Here is a 21,087-nt window from a genome sequence, read left to right as displayed (position 1 = left end):
GATTGAAAGATATTATTTTCAGTCATCCCAAATGAAGTGGAGATCACCCCTTAAAAATTTAACGATTCTTTACTTAACGTAAATGGTTTTTCTATTCGTGAATTCCATCATACCATCTTTGGCCAATTCTCTACCATAACCCGACTTTTTCGTGCCACCAAATGGCAATCGTGGGTCTGACTTCACCAGTTCGTTAACGAAGTAGGCACCATCACTTACTCTATGCGCCATCTCAACTGCCTTTTTAATATTGGTCGTGCAAACAGTTACACCCAATCCAAAAGGCGACAATTCAGATAACCTGAAGGCATCGTCAATGTCTTTTGCCTTGATCATAGCCGCCAATGGACCAAAGGTTTCTTCATCAAAAGCAGGCATTCCTGGTTTTACATTACCTAAAACGGTTGGTTCGTGATAACAGCCTTTTTGGTTTCCTCCTAAAAGTAATTCGGCCCCCATTTCCACAGAGCTGCGAACTTGCTTTTGCAACTGATCGGCCAAATCGATTCTGGCCATCGGCCCCACTTTGGTGTCTTCATTTATTGGATCGCCAGATTTAAGTTGACGGATTGCCTCAGTGAACTTAACCACAAACTCGTCATAAATATCCTCCATTAAAATGAAACGCTTGGCAGCGATACAGCTTTGTCCACAATTCAGCATTCTTGCCACTAAGGCCGTCTGAATGGTCTTGTCAATATCAGCATCGTCCCAAACAATAAAGGCATTATTGCCCCCCAGTTCTAACAAGGATTTTTTAATATGCCTGCCTGCAATTTCTGCTACTGCCGATCCTGCCCTTTCGCTACCCGTTAAACTTACAGCTTGTACTACCCTATGAGCTATGATCTTTTCTGTTTGATCATGATGAACAATCAGATTTTGAAACACTCCTTTAGGAAAGCCCGCTTTTGTAAAAACTTCTTCAATAAGCGTAGCACTGCCAAATACATTGGGCGCATGCTTTAATAAACCAGTATTTCCAGCCAAAAGGGTTGGTGCTGCAAATCTAAAAACTTGCCAAAAAGGGAAGTTCCAAGGCATAATGGCCAATACGCTACCTATCGGATCATGCTGAACAAAACTCAATTGAGCGTCAGTTTCAATTACTTCATTTGCTAAGAATTCCTCTGCATTATCGGCATAGTAATCGCAAACCCAAGCACATTTATTGACCTCCGTTCTTGATTCATTAATGGGTTTCCCCATTTCAAGCGTAATCATTTCGGCATATACTTCAACATTGGTCCGAAGTACTTCTCCCGCCTTTTTCATGAGCAGAATTCGCTCACTCAAAGACGTATTCCTCCAAGGACCAAAGGCTTCCCCCGCCAGATTGAGTTTATCATCTAATTCGGTATTAGAGATACCTGTATAGCTTGCTATCTCCTTATTATTATAAGGATTGATGCTTTTAAATTCCATAGATTAAATATTACTTAGTCAAACTACCGATGAGGTTTGGTTGCTCTCTTTTGTCTTCAATAACCTGAGAAGAATACTTCCCTTTGATGGCATTGATCCAATTCTTGGCCCTGTCTGTGAGTTCAAAATCATCCGTCATCATTCTTCCTCTCGATACCAAAATACCCAAATCAGCACCTTCATATAGGTAGTTCCCTTCTTTTGTTATTCTCAAAAAGAACGCTTCTTGTTCGCTTTCCACTGCTCTTCTGTGCGTATCCATTCTATCGAATTGGATATGACCATTATCAAACATTTTCCAAATACCAGATTTTGGAGCTTCGCTGACGAATTCCACCGTGTCTTGCGTATGCTTAATGATCAACTGACTCCAACCATCTACATTTTCTTGTCTCGCCCATCTCGCGTTGAGTGCTTTCACGTTGAGTTTATACTCCACATTCATCCATTCTAAAATATGGAAGATAAAAAGAGGTGCATCAGCCAATGCAAAAACTGCGTGATTGGTAATCGAACTTGCTCCAGTCACTCTTGGGTTAAGTTCCCCTAGATAAATCTCACCATTGTCTTGATCGATCAAAAAATCTAGTTCGAAATAGCCTTTATAGCCTTCTTTTCTTAACTGATCTCCGAATAACTCCGTGTAGTTTTTTGCTTTTCTTCTTAGCGAAGGGCTGAATGCATTAGGGTAAATCTCATTTCCACACCAACCGCCTTTGTAAGGTGTCAGTTCTTTGAAGCCAACCAACTCGGTCATCAGCGGAGCTACAATAGTTCCATGTTGCGTAACACAGGCTTCGATTGCAGAGCCTTTGCAGTTGATACGCTTCATGATTTTAACCTCTTTCTCCTTTACAATTTCCTCTTCATATTTCTTGAATTCGGTCTCGTTGGAAATAAAGAAAGTGGTGTGACCTGAATCACCGAAAGGGGTCTGAATTACTAAATCATTTCCCAGCTCTTTCGATACTGTCTGTAAATGAACGTAATTCTTCACTTTTGAAAGCACATAAGGAACACAAGGAACACCCGCCTTTTCAGCCAGTCTGTTTGTATTCACCTTATTGTCCATGAAGGTTCGCATTTTGGCACTAGGGAACATTACTTCGAGTCCCTGTTTCTTCGCAAGCTTTTCTGTTTCCTCATCAAACATCAGGAACATCACTTTGCCTGCATTTCCACCTTTGGTCCTTGTCTTTAAGTAGTCCTGCACTTCAGGATGCTGCAGCAAGTAATTATTGATATCTTCAATGCTTTCGAATTCATCGTGTGGGATTTCTTCTTTGGGAGAAAAAACATTAGGATGAAGTCCATCAAAACACTCAATATGACAGATAAACTTGAATCCTTTGATCCATTCGTCTGCCCCAAGTAGGTTGAAGTTGGTCGCACTGATGAAGTAGATCGGTGTCTCATTTTTATAAAAGAAGCGTCTGATATCCGCTACGCCATTCAGTTTTTCGATACTCGTTTTCTTCTTGGTCATCGTGATTATTTTGTGTTTGATAATTTATTTTTCATTGAAATACCCATAGCCCCTAATGCTGTCCCTGTTTTTTGTCGGTCGAGTACTTTTTTATTGAATACCCTTAGACCTAGGTCTGCTCTGTAACCATGAATTTCAGAAACATCAAGTGCTAGTAAAAATTCTATAATTTCAGTACTTACTACTTGACCTGGCACCAATACAGGAAAGCCTGGAGGGTATGGTATTACAAAAGAAGAAGCCACTAACTCTTTCCCTTTCTCCATGGACGGGAGGCATTCTTTTAATGGAACGTATTCATAATTAGTTTCGTCATAAGCGAGGAAGTAAGCCTCTCTTAAGTTACCACCAGGCACACCCGGTACGGCCTGAAATGAACGGTGGAAATGACTAAAATCAGGCAGCGGAGGAACGTCTTCAGTAAGCGACTTTATTCTAGCTTCCCGTATTTCCATTTCACGGCCGTTGAGCGATTTGATCTCATCATCCAATTCCTCAGCAATGGTCAATAATGCATTGGTCAAGTAAGTAACACTCCCCCTTGTAGTACCAATATTGGTCATAAAAAGGACGGTATTTCTCGATGTCTTATTGATCTGAATGTTGAATTTATCCATCAAGTATTTATTCTTGAAAGTATCTCCATCAACGCCAGTTCTACCAATATGCAAAGTCACTTTTGTAGGGTCTAGCACAAATTCATCTTGTTCCCAAGGCAATTCCATTCTATTCCAACCTGCTTCCTTACCGTAATACTCCGTAAGACCTGTTTGCCGATATTTATCAGGAATAAAATCGTGCACAGTCAATACATCAAAGTATTTATTCAACATTGGATTATCATTGACTTTCGCTCTGAGTACCATTGCTAATTCCACACTTTTTTCGACCAGTTCAAAACCCTCGAACTGCACTTGTCTTCTACCCGCATCCAAAGACGCCAGCATCTGGTAATTGGGTGAAGTAGAGGTATGAGTCATATAGGCTTCCAAAAACGTACTTTCGCTCTTCCTTCTAAATTCCTGATCCCAGATATGGATCATTGAGCCTTGTCTGAAGCTACTCAAGGTCTTATGTGTACTTTGTGTTGCATACACCCTTATTTTCACCTTATCGGGGTCTGGCAATAATGGTAACTCTCCTTCTTTAAGGTTCTTTATATGATCCTCATATTCCTTTCTATAACTGCTACTTTGATATTTCCCTGCCAATTTTCTAGCAGAGAACATACCAGTTCTCTGCTTATAGGTATAGGTAAAACCTGCAAAAGCAAACCAAGCCTCGTCCCAGAGAAAAATCATGTCTGGTTTAATGGCCAATACTTCTTCCATTACCCTTTGTACGTTATAAACTAATCCGTCAAAAGAGCAATTGGTGAGCAAAAGCATTTTCGCCTTATCTAATCTCCCAGCAGCCTTTAGTTGTATCAATCTCCTTTTGATTTGTTCCAGTGGTACCGCTCCATACATTGAGTATTTTTGAATGGGGTAAGAATCTAAGTATACTGGAAGCGCACCAGAAAGCACCAAACCATAATGATGTGACTTATGACAATCTCTATCTACCAACACCACATCACCCGGTTGAACGAGTGCCTGCATTACAATTTTATTGGCCGTAGAAGTACCATTGGTTACGAAAAACGTCTGCTTGGACCCATAGGCCGCACTGGCCATTTTCTGGGCCTTTTTCAACGGCCCTGTAGGTTGTAATAGAGAATCCAATCCACCAGTAGTGGCTGACGTTTCTGCCAAAAACATGTTGTTCCCATAAAAATCACCGAAGTCTTGAATCCATCGAGATTTGAAAACTGAGTTCCCTCGAGAAATAGGCATGGCATGAAAAACCCCAGTAGGTTTTTGGCTGTATTCCTTCAGAGCAGTAAAGAATGGCGTTTGATAACGATCTCTAACACCCATCATTATGCTCAAATGTATTTCCAACAAATCCTCTTTTCGATAGAAGATTCTTTTAAAAGTCTTTATGGTACTGTCCTTAAGGTCCCTTAATGCCGTATCTGTAACATAATAGGTATCCAATTCTGGCCTATATTGCCTTGCAAGTTTGCCTAAAATTGGCCCTAACTCTACCTCTTTTCTTCCTGACAGGTCAAGTTTAATGACGTTTTGAACGTAAGGCTTAATAATCGCGGAAATACCCTTTGAATAGTAAGGCGGGGCATATCGTACCACAACCGCCTGAATATTATAGTTAAAAAGTAGTGTTATCAGTGCGTCTTGAAAAGAGCGTTGTACGACAAAACGATAGGTGAAGGTGTCACTCTTTTGAGAGAGCTCCGCTGCTTTTTGATGAAGGGCTATCTCGTCCGCTTCAGACATCTCTTCCACAAAAAGCACTTCAAAATAATTCTGTTGAACATGGTCAGCTTCTTCCCTCTGCTCCACCTCCTTCATGGTTTTCTCATCACCCAGATTGATGAAGTCTGGATTGCTACGGTAACTATCGCTCACCAACCTGCGCGTGGTTTCAGCCACATTATTAGCCAAAGCAGTATGTTCCTTTCTACTCAGTGCCAACTTATATTGCTCTACGAGCTTTTTACCTGGAAAAGCAAAGTAAGCCTCTACCTGACCAAGCTCTTTAAGCAAAATTTTCACACTATCTGTGATGGCGCTTTCATTCTTGGAATCCCTATGGCAACGTGCCAACTCAGAGGTTTGGTTCTTGAGGTAATTCCAATAGGTAACTCTTAACTGACCTATGTTATAAAATGGAGCGGACGTATAGTTCTTCTTTTTTGACACGATTATATGTTAGAATGTAAGGCCAGTTTATTTCCTTCAGAATCGATGAAAAGTGAAAAGTATCCAGAATCATCACTTATTATGGTTTTTCTCATAATAACTCTTCCACCCGCTTGTTCAATTCTTTCAAGCATGACTTCCATGTCATCAACGGCATTTAGATAAATCAACACCCCTGTTTCGCTAGGGATGCAACCTTGCCCCATGACCAAAGCACCGCCCACTCCTGTGTCGGTGGGCAGCATTGCCATGGCATATTCTGTGGTACCAATAATCTCCAGTTGCACATCATAAACATGATTAAAAAAAGCAACTGCTCTCTGTAAATCCAGCACGGGAATCTCGAACCAGTTTAGAATAGGTTGTTTAGGCTTTTTCTTGATTGGTTTTGACATAAGATTTCCCATAGCTTTTGTTTATGTTTTTAAGATTAAAATTAATTCCTAGTAGCCTTATTCTACCAAATTCACTGGCAACTGAATCATGCTTTCCCTCTGTTTCAATTCCGTCAGTTGTTCTGGTTTTTGAGGCTTAATCAATGGTCCTAAAGACTCTAGATATTCGTGTTTCTTATTTGGATTATAGATGTTAAAATCACCCATATGGTCTCTGAAACTCTTCAGCGGTTGACCTAAGCGCATTACCCCTAGTTCTCTGCTTCGCTGAACTCGTTCCATATCAATTTCAATAGGAATGATTTCTTCGGTACTACCTGCTTGATACATTATTCGACCATCAGGGCCGCAAACCGTAGAACGACCTATTCCGCCAGAATCTAAACCGTTGATATCAAAGAAAAAGCATTGATTAACAGCAGCCATGGTTTGGGCAATGGAATGCTCAATATCTCTGTCCATAGTGCCTGTTAAGGTCGGATGAAGAATTACTTCAGCCCCCATTACCGCGAGGGTCCTTATCGTTTCTGGAAACCACATGTCGTAACAAATGGATAATCCAAAACGGCCTACATCAGGGATATCAAAAATACAGAACTCGCTTCCTGGAGTAACCCCTACCTCATAGGGGTAAAACGGGAACATCTTTCTGTAGCGTGAAACCACTTCCCCTTGAGGGTTAATAACCAGAGCAGTATTGTAGATCTTGTCACCCGACTTCTCAAAAATAGAACCTGGAACGAGCCAAATTTTGTGTTTCTTCGCCATGGCCTTCATTTCATCTTCGAAATGACCAGGCAATTCCTGGGCATAATAAGTAAGTGGGCCATAGCCACATAACTCACTAAAGAGAACAAGGTCGACCGCTGGATACACGTTCATCGTGATATCCAACTTCAACTTCATCATTTCCAAATTGGAATGGGTTGCGGATACCTTCATTTGTATCCCCGCAATAGTAAATGGCTTCATGTACTCTTAATTATTGATTTGAATTTTTATTTCTTCTATTAGTATATCGAGACCAGCATTTAGCTGCTCATCGGTAATTACCAATGGCGACAAAATTCGGATTACGTTTTTATATGTGCCCGCACTTAAAAGGATCAAGCCTTTTTTAGCACATCCTTTCACAATGCGTGTACATAAATCACTATCTGGCATATTTGGATCGCCTTGTTCTACAAATTCGATTCCTTGCATTGCACCTACTCCTCTGATATCTCCAATCGCAGGGCATTCCTTCATGAAATCTCCCATCCTTTTATTGATCACTTCAGCAACATGAAGCGCCTTGGCATTCAGGTTGATTTCCTTCATGTATTTGATAGTCGCCAAAGCAGCAGCACAACAGACCGGACTACCAATGTAAGTCCCTCCTATACTCCCAGGAGCCGCGGCATCCATCACTTCGGCACGACCAACAACAGCTGCGATTGGCAAGCCAGAGCCTAAAGATTTAGCATAGGTGCTCAAATCTGGTTGCACGCCATAATGCTGCCATGCCGCCCAATGACCAGTTCTACAAAAGCCGCTTTGCACCTCATCTATGATCAACATTATATTATGTTCGTCACAGTAATCACGAAGACCTTGTAGATAAGCTTTCGGTACTGGGTTAAAACCACCTTCACCTTGAATTGGCTCTAAAATAATTGCCGCTAGGTTATCCGGATCAACTATATTTTTCGCGCTATCATGCAACAATGAGAGATGCTCCTCAACAAACTCTTCCTCAGTTCTTCCATTCCCTAAGTGGTAAAAATTAGGAAAAGGTATTCTGTATACTTCAGGACTGAACGGCCCACAGCCTACTTTATAAGTAATCTTGCTCGTAAGCGTCATCGCCATCATGGTTCTTCCATGATAAGCATCCGTAAAGCAAAGTATGCCTTGCTTACCTGTAGCCTGTCTCGCTATTTTAACTGCGTTTTCCACAGCCTCTGCTCCTGTACTGACCAACATTACCTTCGTATGATCACCATGAGGTAAAATTTCAGCAATCTGCTCACACAATTCTATGTAGGGCTCATAAGTCACCACGTTGAAACTAGTATGCAAATACTTTTCTGCCTGCGCTTTGATTGCCTCAACAACTGGCTCCGGACAATGACCAGCATTAGCTACTCCTATTCCGCCAGCAAAATCGATCAGCTCACGACCTTCTAAGTCTGTTATTATTGCTCCTTTAGCATGGCTTACAGTAGCCGTATTGAATACGCCAACCCCGTTGGCTACAATTTTTTTTCTCCTCTCAAGGAGCTCTTGGGATTTAGTTCTTTCAGCAATCATTGATTTATTTATAGGTATTTCTTTAGACAGGGGATTTATAAAAAGTCACATAGATTGCGTGACTTTATAACCCTATTAATATAAGCAATAAAAGTGGTTTATACGCTATATAGAGCTATCTATTTAAGATATACTTTAGCCAAGCAAACATTACTAACATTAAATGACTAGTAATTTGAAGTAACAACTAAAAACGAATCGTTTAGATTTGCACATTCATGAAGTCCCCACGTAAATCACTCACTGAAGGCCCCATTTTAAAAGCACTTACCATGTTGGCCCTGCCCATCATTGGAGTAAATTTATTGCAAACGGGCTATCAACTGGTAGATGCGTTTTGGGTGGGTAGATTAGGTGCCAATGCCGTTGCGGCCGTCTCCATCAGCTTTCCCATTAACTTCTTATTGATTTCCATCAGTTCTGGTTTTGCCTTTGCAGGTGCCATTCTAGTAGCACAATATGCTGGCGCGAAGAATTTCAAGATGGTAAACCATGTAGCACGGCAAACTTTGCTCATGGCTTTTCTTATTTCCCTTGTAGTTTCGATTATCGCCTACATCTTCTCCCCTCAAATCCTCTATGCGATTGGAGTAGAAGAAATCATTTTTGATGATGCTAACCTCTTTCAACGTACCATATTTATTGGTCTGATTTTCAACTTTGGGTTCATCATGTTCCAGTCTTTATTAAGAGGAATTGGTGAAGTTAAAATACCGCTCTACATCAATGGAGCTACCTTACTTCTTAATTTCTTTCTCGATCCTTTATTCATTTACGGCTGGGGGCCTATTGAAGCTTATGGAGTAACAGGAGCCGCTGTTTCTACATTGGTTACGCAGTTCATATCTATTGCCTTGGGGATGTACATATTGTTCAAAGGCACAACAGAAATCAAACTGAGCATTAAGGCCTTTTCGTTCGATTGGCCGTTACTTAATAAAGCTTTCAAACTAGGCTTCCCTTCTTCCATCGAAATTTCAGCCAGAGCTTTAGGGCTTACAATAATGACCGTTTTGGTGGCTCGTTTTGGTACCGAAGTATTGGCTGCCTATGGAGTAGGTTCTCGACTCATAAGCTTTGTGGTAATTCTTAGCTTAGGCCTCTCAAAAGCTTGCACCACATTGGTGGGGCAAAATATGGGCGCTCAGCGGATTGATAGAGCAGAGAAAACTTCCTATTACTCTTCAGTAATCGGCTTCATTTCCCTGTCCGTTGTGGGTTTAATCTTTTTCATTTTTGCAGAACCACTTACTCGTGCGTTCTTGGCTGGTGATGATAATGTTGTGGGCATGGGCGTTGATTTCCTTAAAATCACCTCACTCAGCTTTGGTTTTATGGGATTACAAATGTCGATTATAGGCACTTTAAGGGGATCTGGAAATACCGTCTCATCAATGGTGCTGACGATTATAGGCATTTGGGTCATCCAATTCCCTGTGGCCTGGTATTTATCCTCACACACAAGCTTGGGCTACGATGGTCTTTGGTGGTCCTTCCCAATTTCCAATGTTATTCCTGCATTAATTACCTTAGGCTGGTATAAAACAGGTAGGTGGAAAAAGAAAAACTTGGTGCATTCTAACGCTGAAGGCTAAACACACCAAGTAATACTATTATTATAAACAGAGGGCTTTAGAACTTAAAATCTCCGAAAATATCATCGTCATCGTCTTCTTCTCCCCAACCGCGGTTCTTTTTAGACTTCGGTGGTTTAGGTGGCATTTTCTTTTTCCTGAAACCTTCATCATCACCACCTCTGCCTGTTGGGGCTTCCTTTTTCTTTTTATTCGGAGAGTTTTTTCGTGGTGCTCCTTTCGATGGGGCATCAGACCATTCAGAACTTCGACTGCTCTTTTCAGGCTTACCTCCGCTTTCAGAGTCTTCTTCGTCTCGACTTTCTTCTCGTCTAGGTTTAAAATCTGATCTCTGACCTTGGCCTGGACCAGCAGTCGGTTTTCTTTCGTTCGACTTTCTATCCTCAGCTTCAGAAACAGAAATATTTCTTCCATCTAAAGCTGTTCCGTCTAACTGAGTGACCGCCTTTTGGCCATCTTCATGGCTCGCCATTGTTACAAAAGCAAATCCTTTGGATTTACCGGTTTCTCGATCAGTGATGATCTTTAAGCTTTTCACCTGTCCAATTTGTTCAAACAACGCGCGCAGGTTACTTTCTTGGGTTTCGTAGCTCAACCGGCCTACAAAAATGTTCATGTTCCTTAATTAATTCTATTTGATTTCGCCCCTAAGTTATTAGTATTTTGGGATTTGTGTTCAATATCGACAAGAACAAAGCATTTCAAAATTTATTTCATAATTTATTTAACTTGAAGTCCGAAAAAAAAACAACCTATGAAACCTCAATACATCCTTAACTTTCTTCTTGCCACTTTTTTAATTGTTAGCTGCGGAAGCTCAAAAAGCAACGAAGAAAAATCTATTGATAATGCTGCCCAAACCGAAGAGTGGATTTCACTCTTCAACGGAAAAGACTTTAGCGGTTGGGAAATGTATGGTGAAGAGCCAATTATGCCTCAATGGGAAATTGTGGATGGCACAATTGCCTGTAATGTGGGTTTAGGTGAAGAAAACGCGGGCTTCAACCGCTCCATCATGACCACTACCGATTACGGCAACTTTGAGCTTGAGTTAGAATACAAAATTGCAAAAGGTGGCAATAGCGGAGTTTTTTATCATGTCGTGCAATTGGAAGGCAATGGACACGATTACTTAACCGGCCCTGAATTTCAATTGCTTGACGATGAATTTTCTAGATCAGAAAGCGAAGCTAATAAAATGGTTGGGGCCAATTACGCTATGCAAGCAGCAGCGGAAACCAAAAAACCTAATCCATTTATGCAGTGGAATAAAATCAAAATCGTTTATAACAACGGACATGTTGAGCATTGGCTGAATGGTGAAAAGGTTTTGGAGTTTGAGGAAGGCAGCGAAGACTGGTTAGCACAAAGAGCAGCTGGAAAATGGGCTAATTATGAATTTTACGCTAAATCAAAAACGGGTCGCGTCAGCCTTCAAAACCATGGAGACGAAGTGTATTTCAAGAATATCCGAATTAAGGAGTTATAGAAGGATCTGTTTTACATAGGCCCTGACGTAAAACTAAAATTGGTTTCAAATGTCAACGGGAACATATAGCCAAATATATATTCAGGTGGTTTTCGCTGTTAGTGGTCGCCAAAGCTTAATTCTGAGGGCTTGGGAGGATGATTTGTATAAATACATCACCGGAATTGTTCAGAATAAGGAGCAGAAGATGGTTGCCATTAATGGAATGCCTGACCACATTCATTTTTTGATAGGAATGACACCTTCATGTTGTTTGTCTGATTTGGTGAGAGAAGTCAAAAAAGCCTCCAACAAATAGATCAACGAACAGGGCCTAGTTAAAAACAAGTTTAAATGGCAAAGCGGATTTGGGGCCTTTTCCTATAGTCATTCAGCTCTTGATAATGTGATCGCCTATATCATGAACCAAAAAGATCATCATCGAAAAAAGACCTTCAGAGAAGAATACATTGAATTTTTGAATAAATATAAAATCGAATTCAAAGATGAATACCTATTCGACTGGCTGGACGAATAGAAAATGCACAACCCCTTCAGGGTTGACGTTGATATAAACATTCGTTGCTATAAATGTGGCATCCCGATGGGATGCTTAGCAAGATTTATTTGTAATAACCGACCCCAGCGGGGTCATACATTTATCGAATACAACATCCTTCCCGACCCCAGAGGGGTCGCACCATGCACCAAACGACATTAATCTCACCAATTCAATTCATCATAACGCACAAAAAATATTCAACCCCTTCAGGGTTGCTGATACATCAAACATTTCGTTGCTACAAATGTGGCATCCTGATGGGATGCCAAGCAGGATTTATTTGTAATAACCGACCCCAGCGGGGTCATATCTATATAGAGAAACCACAATGCAATATGATCTCCCGACCCCAGCGGGGTCGTACCCAATACCATCCACGAAATTATCCTAATTTCGCGGTATGAAGGCGCAACACTTTTACCTCATTCATATTCAATATTTAGGGTTTAGGTTCCATGGATGGGCCAAGCAGCCCCAGGTAAAAACAATTCACTACATGGTGGATCGCACTTTGGCTTTTGTACTCGGGCACCATGATTTTAAAACCATGGGTACCAGCCGTACCGATGCCAAAGTTTCGGCTTTAGACTATGCTTTCGAGCTTTTCCTTCATGAGCCCATTCAAGATGAGACCGAGTTTTTAATTCAACTCAACATCAATTTACCGCCAGATATCAAAGCACTCGATCTTAAAAAAGCAAACGAAGACTTTAATATCATCCAATCACCAAGGACCAAAGAATACATTTACCTCTTTGCCTGCGGAGAAAAACCACATCCTTTCTGCGCACCTTTTATCACTACGGTTCCCGAGCAATTGGACATTGACCTTATGAAAGAAGGTGCCAAACTTTTTGAAGGTTTCCATGAGTTCAAGGCCTATTGTAAAAGACCCAAAGAAGATACCATTACCCAAAGGGAAGTGACATCTTCAAGGATTGAACCCAATGAACAATTCGCTGCCAATTTTTTTCCCAAGCAAAGCTACATCTACAGAGTAAAGGCCAATGGCTTTTTAAGGCACCAAATCAGAATGATGGTGGGGCAATTATTACTCTTGGGTAAAGGAGAAACCACTTTAGAGGAAATTGGCCTTTCATTAAAAGGACTTCATACCAAAGAAATATTCCAAGTCGCCCCGGGGTCTAGCTTAATTCTCTATAAAATTGACTTCGAGGAAGATTAGCACATCATGTTTTTGATAGGTTTCCCAGTTATCCATATTTTGAACCAAGCCTATAACAAGCACGCATTTCATACAAAACTTTCCAAAAATGAATCTGAGAAGGTTACATTTATGAATCTGTTAATCCGTTGAAAGCTACTATTGCCATCATATTGCTCGCTTTGCTTACCCTCCCTTTCGGAGGCACTTATCTATTTCTGGAAATGGAGAAAGCGAAAGCAAAACAACATGCGGCCCTAGCGATTGCCAATGAAGAAAACCCTGTAGAAATGGTTCATTTGGCTTTTACAGCAGCTCAAATGAAGACTGATTTACGCTGGGAACATGAAGGTGAGTTTGAGTACAAGGATCAGATGTACGATATTATTTCCCGAGAAGTAAAGGGTGACACCACCTACTTTTATGCTTATTGGGATAAATTAGAATCGCTTGTTAATCACAAGTTCAATGAACTTATAACACTTCACTTTAGCGGAAAATCCGACCAACAAGATGATAGTCAATTGGTTGTCTCATTGGTTAAAGCGCTCTATGTTCAGCCAAGTTCACAATCCACAACATTTTTTCACCCCTTAGCCCCCACTCAATTTCTTGAGATTGAAATGATCTACGACCCTAGGTCGCAAGGAATAGACGGTCCTCCCCCACGCATAAGTGTATAAACGCTGCTTTATCTAAAGCATCATGGAAATCCTTTTCCATGTATATGAGCCCTATAGGCTCAAAAACAGTTTATACATCATTTTATATTTTCATATGAAAAAACATTTATTCATATGGTGCTTTGTGCTATGTGCCTTTCAGGGCATGGCGCAAACCGTTACCATTATTGATAAAAATACGGGTGAACCGCTGGAGTTGGCTACTTTGGCCAGCAATTCACCAAGAGCCTTTGCGGTTACAAACGTTAAAGGCCAAGCCGACATTACCGCCTTTGAAGGTGCTGAGATTATCGAAGTAAGAATGTTGGGGTATGAAAAAGCAATGGTGAGTTATGCCATTCTTACCCAAACAAATTATATCGTGGAACTGATCGTTTCCAAGTTATCAATGGATGACGTGGTGGTTTCGGCCAACCGTTGGCACCAAGATCGCCAAGACGTTCCTAATAAGATCACGACAATTACGCCTTCAGACATACAGTTACAAAACTCTCAAACTGCAGCCGATTTACTGGGCAGCACTGGAGATGTTTTTATCCAAAAAAGTCAGTTGGGTGGTGGTAGTCCAATGATTCGAGGATTTTCTACCAACAGGCTACTCATTACGGTAGATGGTGTTAGAATGAACACGGCTATTTTCAGAAGTGGAAATTTACAAAACGTTATTTCCCTCGATGCATTTGCGACAGAAAGCGCTGAAATTCTATTTGGCCCTGGCTCTGTGATGTATGGCAGCGATGCCATTGGCGGGGTAATGAGTTTTAGAACTTTAAACCCACAACTCTCTCACTCAGACGAGGCTTTAGTAAAAGGTTCAGCCGTGGCAAGGTATTCTTCTGCCAATGGAGAAAAGACGACTCACTTAGACATCAATGTGGGTTGGAACAAATGGGCTTCTGTAACCAGTTTTTCAAACCTCAACTTTGGTGATTTGAGAATGGGCAGCAATGGGCCAGACGATTATTTGAGACCATTTTATGTAGAACGCCAAAACGGTGTAGATGTAGTGGTCACTAATGATGATCCTTTGGTACAAAGACCTACTGGTTATGAGCAGACGAATTTGATGCAAAAAATCAGGTTCAAGCCTAATGCCAACTGGGACTTCATTTATGGACTACATTACTCTACTACTTCAAACTACTCTCGTTATGACCGATTGATCAGAACCCGAGGTGGTTTACCAAGAAGCGCGGAATGGCAATACGGACCACAGGTTTGGTTAATGAATAACTTGACGGCCACCCATCAAGGAAACAGCAGGTTATACGACCAAATGAATGTTCGTTTAGCACATCAGTACTTTGAGGAAAGCAGAATTGATAGAGACTTTAATGGTACCACCAGAGCTTCTAGGGTTGAAAAGGTAAATGCTTATTCCTTCAACCTAGATTTCGACAAAGCCCTAAAAACAGGCACAGAATTGTTTTATGGTTTTGAAGCGGTTTATGATGACGTAAATTCAACTGGAACAGATGAAGATATCACCACTGGAGATGTTGTAGAAGGGCCAGCACGCTACCCTCTATCCTCTTGGGCATCTTATGCGCTGTACGCTTCGTTGCAACACCGCATTTCCCCGAAACTCTTATTGCAAGCTGGAACGCGCTACAACTACTTCAAGTTAGACGCTACATTCGATACGCGTTTTTATCCTTTCCCTTTTGAAACGGCTGAAATTTCGAATGGTGCTGTTACAGGCAGTTTTGGTTTGGTGTTCAACCCAGAAACAGATATGACTATCTCTACCAATCTATCTACTGGCTTTAGGTCACCAAATGTGGATGACGCAGGGAAAGTGTTTGACTCTGAACCAGGTTCAGTAGTAGTTCCAAATCCAGAATTAGGCCCTGAATATGCTTACAATGCTGAGGTTGGAATTGCCAAAGTCTTTAATTCATCCATAAGAGTTGATGTGACAGGCTTTTATACGCAGTTAGAAAACGCTTTAGTGAGAAGAGATTTCACCCTAAATGGGCAAGATCAAATCATGTACAATGGTGAGTTAAGCCAAGTTCAGGCCGTTCAGAATGCTGCTTATACGAAAGTATACGGCATTCAGGCAGGTATTGAATTTAAGTTCGATTCTGGCTTTGGTTTCTCTACCCGCTACAATTTTCAGCACGGAGAAGAAGAGCTGGATGACAGCTCCGTGAGCCCTTCCAGACATGCGGCTCCTTCCTTTGGCGTAACCCGAATCACTTACAGCCAACAAAACCTAAAAATGGATTTGTACGCCATGTATAGTGGTGAAGTAAGTTTCGATAAAATGCCTGCAGAAGAACAAGGAAAGGGCTATATGTACGCGGCAGACAGCAATGGAGATCCTTATTCACCAAGCTGGTACACCCTTAACTTCAAAGCGCTTTATAAACTATCCAACGGCATGACCATTAGCGGTGGGGTAGAAAACATTACCGACCAGCGTTATCGCCCGTACAGTTCGGGAATTACCGCTGCCGGAAGAAACATCATCCTTTCTTTAAAGGTTGATCTTTAGTGGTTGTTTTGTTCATGGTGCGCTCTGTGTATTCAGAGCGCACCTCTTTTTTTGCGGTTATTCCCTACTTTTGAATGACAAATGCACATTGAACAAATCATTGATAACATCTACCCTATCCATCCTGTTTCTAAGGCTAAACTTCTCGACCTCTTTACAGAAGTAAGATTACCCAAGCAATCCATTGTATTAAAAGCCAATCGGGTTGAATCGAAATTATTATTCATCAAAAAGGGAATTGTAAGGGCCTTTGTGGCACAGCCCGAAGGTGAGGTTACATTCTGGTTTGGGAAAGAGGGAGACGTTGTGCTTTCCATGAAAAGCTATGTAAAAGGATTGCCCGCCTATGAAAGCATTGAGCTACTGGAAGATTCTCAATTGTATGAAATTCAATCAGAGCGCCTGCAAAAGCTCTTCGATCAAGATGTCCATATTGCCAATTGGGGAAGAAAATTGGCAGAGCAAGAATTAATAAAAACGGAGGAAAGGTTAATCTCCAGGCAGTTCAAAACCGCTTCGGAAAGGTATATGGAACTCCTTAACCAAAACCCAGACCTTCTTCAACGAGTACTGTTAAAACACATCGCATCCTATCTGGGTATTACACAAGTGAGCCTCAGTAGAATTAGGTCAAGCATTCGGTAACTCCCTTCTCTTTTTATCATTTGTATAATCGTCAGCGCCTCGATTTACTGAAATTTGCCTCCATAAAATTTCAGAAGTATGAATTGGATTCTATTGATTATCGCAGGACTGTTTGAAGTAGCCTTCGCTTCGTGTTTGGGTAAAGCCAAAGAGGCTACAGGGAATGATGTATACTGGTGGTATGCAGGGTTTTTCATAGCCTTAACCATAAGCATGACGCTACTCATAAAAGCGACTCAAACGCTTCCAATTGGAACTGCCTACGCAGTGTGGACAGGGATTGGCGCAGTAGGTACAGCCCTGGTGGGGATTCTATTCTTTAAAGACCCTGCCAGTTTTTGGCGTGTCTTTTTCTTGATCACTCTTATTGGATCAATAATCGGATTGAAAGCGGTTTCACAAGCGGCTTAGCAATAAAAAGAGCGGCCAAAACATTTTGGTCGCTCTTGATATATCCTACTGAGCCATAAAAAAGACATCAGCTACAACTCAATATCTTTAATTTTACGCTTGGCTTTCCAGTAGCCCCAAAGTAGCTTAGGGCTTATTGCTTTTTTCCGCGTTGGGCTTCAAGCATGTCCCACATTTCTTGTGGTATTTTCTCCAAATGGCTGAATTCTCCTGCACCTTGTAGCCACTCACCGCCATCAATGGTTACCACTTCTCCATTTACATAAGCTGAAAAATCGGACATTAAATAAGCCGCCAAATTGGCCAATTCTTGGTGTTCTCCTACCCTGCCTACTGGCACCAGTTTAGCGGGATCGAATTTCTTCACCAAGTCACCTGGCAACAAACGGCTCCATGCACCTTCCGTAGGGAATGGCCCTGGAGCAATTGCGTTCATTCTAATTTTATATTTGGCCCATTCTACGGCCAATGAGCGAGTCATAGCCAATACGCCAGCTTTAGCGCAAGCGGAAGGCACAACATAACCCGAGCCTGTCCAAGCATAGGTGGTTACAATGTTCAGTACAGTCCCCGGTTGCTTATTGGCAATCCATTTTTTACCCAAAGCCAAAGTGAAATTGGTGGTACCCTTTAATACGATATCAATTACAGTGTCGAAAGCGCGGTTAGATAAGCGCTCGGTAGGGCTGATAAAGTTTCCAGCAGCATTATTCAAAAGTGCATGGATCTGACCAAAACGCTCTTCGGTTACTTTCAGCACGTTTTCTACTTGTTCGTAATCACGAACATCACATTGAACAGCCAATACCTTTCCACCCGTTTGGGCTTCCATTTCCTTAGCGGTTTGCTCCAATACTTCAATCTTACGACTGGTGATTACCAAATTGGCACCCAATTCTAAGAAATAAGTACCCATGGCACGGCCAAGGCCTGTACCTCCACCCGTTACAATTATAGTCTGATCTTTTAGCGCTCCTTCTTTGAGCATTCCGTCTGTTCTCATAGTCTCTTTTGCTTCGAATACCAAGATATAAATTATTATGCATGCAGCACAATTTTTTTAAGGCCGTCTATCGTTAATGTCTGTGATTTTCTGATTCATATTATTCATATTTGTTCCATAAACCCTGCGCTATGAAACAACTCCTTTCCTACCTTTCAATCGTTATAGTTCTTTCTTTATCCTCTTGCGTGGCAAAAAAAGACTTTGATGCACTGATGTCCGAGAAAAACGGGCTAACAACAGAGAAGGCGCAATTAGAAAGTGAGCTTGCGGTAGCCAATGAAAAAATCAACCGGTTAGAAGTTCAGCTTAACGATCTAACCACTGAGAAAAATGCATTACAAAACGACTTCGATATCATCGATAAGGAATTAAAAGCCCTGCGTTCTGAACACGAAAGAATTAAAGGGTTGTATGAAAATCTGTTGACCAACAGCGGTCAATTGAACCAAGATTTGTCACGTCAGCAAAAGCGATTGTTGGCCATGGAAGAAGACCTTGGCATTCAGAAAAAGAGAAATGAAGAATTGGCAGAAGACTTAAGCAAACGCGAAGCCCGCGTTGCTGAACTAGAAAAGCTAATTACCGATAAGGAAGCTGCTGTGCAAGCCCTTAAAAATAAGGTGACCAATGCCCTACTCAACTTTAATGAAGATGATTTAAAAGTAGAAGTAAGAAACGGTAAGGTCTATGTTTCTTTGGCCGAGCAGCTATTATTCGGAACGGGAAGTATAGCTGTTGACAAAAAAGGCGTAAGTGCGCTACAACAATTGGCCAATGCCATTAAGACTAACCCAGACATCAATATTATGGTGGAAGGCCATACAGACAATGTCCAGTTTTCAAGAAAAACCCAATACATGAACGACAACTGGGATTTGAGCGTACTCCGTGCTACTTCCATTGTGAGGATTTTGGTGGAAGGTGGTGTAATGCCTATGTCCATCACCGCTTCTGGCCGAGGTGAAAGCACTCCTGTTGCAGCAAACGATAGCCCAGAAAACAAAGCCAAAAACCGAAGAACAGAAATTATCCTGACACCAAAACTGGACGAACTCTTTAAGATTCTAGAGAACTATTAAACCCTTTTCATCAGCATTTGATTTCACTGATATGTCAACACAAAACGAGTTTTCGAAATACACTATAGTAGAACTGGAGAAAAAGAAAAGGCACTTTAAAAGGCTGCAGGTAATGATGTTTGTACTGACTGCCATCTCAGCCATTTTGCTTACAATTGCTGCCCTTGTAAAGCATAACAACCAAGCCTATCAGCTGATCCCCTTCTTGGTGATTGCAGGAGTAGTATTCCCACTATTGGTCTTTATGCCCATCCGCAAGAAGATACAAGCAGAGATTGAGAGTAGGTAGTCTATTTTAAGCTGGAAACGAATTAACTTTAAACTTCCTCTCAAGGCGAAACCCATTCCATAAGCTGAGCGCAAAGAATAGCACCATAGGTACCGAGCGCATAGCCCAAAACAGCTAAGAGCACTCCTACTGGCGCTAAAGCTGGACTAAAAGCCGAAGCAACTACTGGGGCCGAAGCAGCTCCGCCTACATTGGCTTGGCTACCTACTGCCACAAAGAAGAAAGGTGCTTTGATAATCTTCGCCACGATAATCATAATGATCACATGAACGAGCATCCAACTGATACCAATGGCAAACAACCCTGGGTTATCGAATACTTCACGAATGTTCATTTGCATGCCGATAGTCGCCACTAGAATAAAGATAAAAACAGACCCTAACCGACTAGCGCCTGCGCCTTCTAGTTTTCTGGCTTTGGTAAACGAAAGCCCTACGCCTATGGTCGTGGCAATCACGACCAGCCAAAAGAAATCTGAATTGAGCGAAGTGAGATTATACTTATCAAGGAAATCGATATTTCGTTCCATCACCGGTTGAATAGAATCCGCTCCCCAACGGGCCAAGGCAGTTGCACCAAAAGCCACCGCCAGAATGGTCATCACTTCGTTAAGGGTGGGCACCTTTGCTATACTCTCTTGATAGTCTTCTACCCTCTTTTTAAGGTCGTCTATGGCCGTTGTATCCGATTTCAACCAACGGTCCACTCGTTTGGCTTGATTGGCGCCATAGAGCAAAAAGCCTGTCCATATATTGGCGCAGATCACATCAATTACAATCATTTGAGAAAAAAGCTCATCGCTCACTTCATAAATTTCTTTCATGGACGCTTGGTTGGCTCCCCCGCCAATCCAACTCCCCGCTACAGTGGTTAAACCTCTCCACACCTCTTCCGCACCCCCAACATCCAAAACACTTGGGGCAACAGCCGAAATGAATAAAATGGCTATCGGCCCACCGATGACAATACCGATAGTGGCGGCAAAAAACATGATTAGCGCCTTTGGCCCTAGGTTAATAATTCCCTTTAAATCGATGCTCAAACAAAGCAAAACCAAACTGGCTGGCAATAAATAGCGCGAAGCCACGAAGTAGAGATTTGACTCTTCACCCGAAATTAAGCCCAAAGGCCAATTGAGTAAAGCAGGCAAAAAGTAACAGAGTAGAATACTGGGTACAATGGTGTAAAACTTCTTCCATAAAGGCTTTGGCGAATGCGAAGTGTGAAACACTGCGGCAATAACAATCAGAAGTAAACCGAGAACTACGGCATCATTAGTAAAAAATGGCTCCATGCTTATTTGAATTTCGAACCCTAAAAA

At 41.6% G+C, this 21,087-nt stretch carries 18 protein-coding genes and 1 pseudogene; 10 read left to right on the top strand and 9 right to left on the bottom strand.

The window, feature by feature from the left end; translation table 11 throughout:
* Positions 1-69: 69 nt before the first annotated feature.
* Genes AWN68_RS18685 through AWN68_RS18660 form a run of 6 tightly spaced genes read right to left on the bottom strand, consistent with a single transcriptional unit; the run spans position 70 to position 8,363 of the window.
* On the bottom strand, positions 70-1,425 hold the full coding sequence (locus AWN68_RS18685) for an NAD-dependent succinate-semialdehyde dehydrogenase (protein WP_068419317.1): 1,356 nt from the start codon (positions 1,423-1,425) through the stop codon (positions 70-72).
* A 10-nt stretch (positions 1,426-1,435) separates the two neighbouring features.
* Complete coding sequence (locus AWN68_RS18680; protein ID WP_068419314.1) at positions 1,436-2,911, bottom strand: biotin carboxylase; 1,476 nt, start codon at positions 2,909-2,911, stop codon at positions 1,436-1,438.
* 5 nt (positions 2,912-2,916) lie between these two features.
* A complete protein-coding gene (locus AWN68_RS18675; protein WP_068419311.1) occupies positions 2,917-5,676 on the bottom strand; it encodes an aminotransferase class I/II-fold pyridoxal phosphate-dependent enzyme in 2,760 nt (919 codons plus the stop codon).
* A gap of 2 nt (positions 5,677-5,678) precedes the next feature.
* Positions 5,679-6,071, bottom strand: a complete 393-nt coding sequence (locus tag AWN68_RS18670; protein WP_221405752.1) for a VOC family protein — start codon at positions 6,069-6,071, stop codon at positions 5,679-5,681.
* 57 nt (positions 6,072-6,128) lie between these two features.
* Entirely contained in the window at positions 6,129-7,043 is a 915-nt protein-coding gene (locus AWN68_RS18665; protein ID WP_068419306.1) for a carbon-nitrogen hydrolase family protein, read from the bottom strand.
* 6 nt (positions 7,044-7,049) lie between these two features.
* On the bottom strand, positions 7,050-8,363 hold the full coding sequence (locus AWN68_RS18660; protein WP_068419303.1) for an aspartate aminotransferase family protein: 1,314 nt from the start codon (positions 8,361-8,363) through the stop codon (positions 7,050-7,052).
* A 218-nt stretch (positions 8,364-8,581) separates the two neighbouring features.
* Between AWN68_RS18660 and AWN68_RS18655 the strand changes: the two genes are divergently transcribed.
* Positions 8,582-9,958, top strand: a complete 1,377-nt coding sequence (locus AWN68_RS18655) for an MATE family efflux transporter (protein ID WP_068419300.1) — start codon at positions 8,582-8,584, stop codon at positions 9,956-9,958.
* Positions 9,959-9,995: 37 nt separating this feature from the next.
* Here AWN68_RS18655 and AWN68_RS18885 read toward each other — a convergent pair whose 3' ends face one another.
* Positions 9,996-10,574: an RNA recognition motif domain-containing protein gene (locus AWN68_RS18885; protein ID WP_084362940.1), complete on the bottom strand. Its 579-nt coding sequence runs from the start codon at positions 10,572-10,574 to the stop codon at positions 9,996-9,998.
* A gap of 138 nt (positions 10,575-10,712) precedes the next feature.
* Between AWN68_RS18885 and AWN68_RS18645 the strand changes: the two genes are divergently transcribed.
* The 7 genes and pseudogenes from AWN68_RS18645 (at position 10,713) to AWN68_RS18615 (ending at position 17,392) form a co-directional block, all read left to right on the top strand.
* Positions 10,713-11,447 carry a 3-keto-disaccharide hydrolase gene (locus AWN68_RS18645; RefSeq protein ID WP_068419298.1) on the top strand — a complete coding sequence of 245 codons (735 nt, stop codon included), beginning with the start codon at positions 10,713-10,715 and terminating at the stop codon, positions 11,445-11,447.
* A 49-nt stretch (positions 11,448-11,496) separates the two neighbouring features.
* Positions 11,497-11,964: pseudogene (gene tnpA, locus AWN68_RS19300) on the top strand (IS200/IS605 family transposase).
* Positions 11,965-12,388: 424 nt separating this feature from the next.
* On the top strand, positions 12,389-13,174 hold the full coding sequence (locus AWN68_RS18635) for a tRNA pseudouridine synthase A (RefSeq protein ID WP_068419296.1): 786 nt from the start codon (positions 12,389-12,391) through the stop codon (positions 13,172-13,174).
* 128 nt (positions 13,175-13,302) lie between these two features.
* Positions 13,303-13,836, top strand: a complete 534-nt coding sequence (locus AWN68_RS18630; RefSeq protein WP_068419293.1) for a hypothetical protein — start codon at positions 13,303-13,305, stop codon at positions 13,834-13,836.
* Between the two features lie 94 nt (positions 13,837-13,930).
* Positions 13,931-16,336: a TonB-dependent receptor gene (locus AWN68_RS18625; RefSeq protein ID WP_068419328.1), complete on the top strand. Its 2,406-nt coding sequence runs from the start codon at positions 13,931-13,933 to the stop codon at positions 16,334-16,336.
* Between the two features lie 81 nt (positions 16,337-16,417).
* On the top strand, positions 16,418-16,981 hold the full coding sequence (locus tag AWN68_RS18620; RefSeq protein ID WP_068419290.1) for a Crp/Fnr family transcriptional regulator: 564 nt from the start codon (positions 16,418-16,420) through the stop codon (positions 16,979-16,981).
* A 78-nt stretch (positions 16,982-17,059) separates the two neighbouring features.
* Positions 17,060-17,392: a DMT family transporter gene (locus tag AWN68_RS18615; RefSeq protein WP_068419287.1), complete on the top strand. Its 333-nt coding sequence runs from the start codon at positions 17,060-17,062 to the stop codon at positions 17,390-17,392.
* 133 nt (positions 17,393-17,525) lie between these two features.
* Here the strand turns inward: AWN68_RS18615 and AWN68_RS18610 are convergent, their stop codons facing one another.
* Positions 17,526-18,395 (bottom strand): SDR family oxidoreductase, encoded by an 870-nt coding sequence (locus AWN68_RS18610; RefSeq protein ID WP_068419283.1) that lies wholly within the window; start codon positions 18,393-18,395, stop codon positions 17,526-17,528.
* A 131-nt stretch (positions 18,396-18,526) separates the two neighbouring features.
* On the opposite strand from AWN68_RS18610, the gene AWN68_RS18605 reads away from it, so the two are divergent.
* Both AWN68_RS18605 and AWN68_RS18600 read left to right on the top strand, forming a co-directional pair.
* The gene (locus AWN68_RS18605; RefSeq protein WP_068419281.1) at positions 18,527-19,477 is read left to right on the top strand and encodes an OmpA/MotB family protein; all 951 of its coding nucleotides are present in this window, start codon (positions 18,527-18,529) and stop codon (positions 19,475-19,477) included.
* A gap of 31 nt (positions 19,478-19,508) precedes the next feature.
* Positions 19,509-19,766, top strand: a complete 258-nt coding sequence (locus AWN68_RS18600; protein WP_068419279.1) for a hypothetical protein — start codon at positions 19,509-19,511, stop codon at positions 19,764-19,766.
* A 40-nt stretch (positions 19,767-19,806) separates the two neighbouring features.
* On the opposite strand, the gene AWN68_RS18595 is transcribed toward AWN68_RS18600, so the two are convergent.
* The gene (locus AWN68_RS18595) at positions 19,807-21,060 is read right to left on the bottom strand and encodes a DUF819 family protein (protein ID WP_068419276.1); all 1,254 of its coding nucleotides are present in this window, start codon (positions 21,058-21,060) and stop codon (positions 19,807-19,809) included.
* Positions 21,061-21,087: the final 27 nt, after the last annotated feature.

Source organism: Roseivirga echinicomitans (assembly GCF_001592935.1).
Taxonomy (GTDB): Bacteria; Bacteroidota; Bacteroidia; order Cytophagales; family Cyclobacteriaceae; genus Roseivirga; species Roseivirga echinicomitans.
The sequence above is the reverse complement of the archived record's forward strand: the minus strand, read 5'-3'. Positions and strand labels throughout refer to the sequence as shown.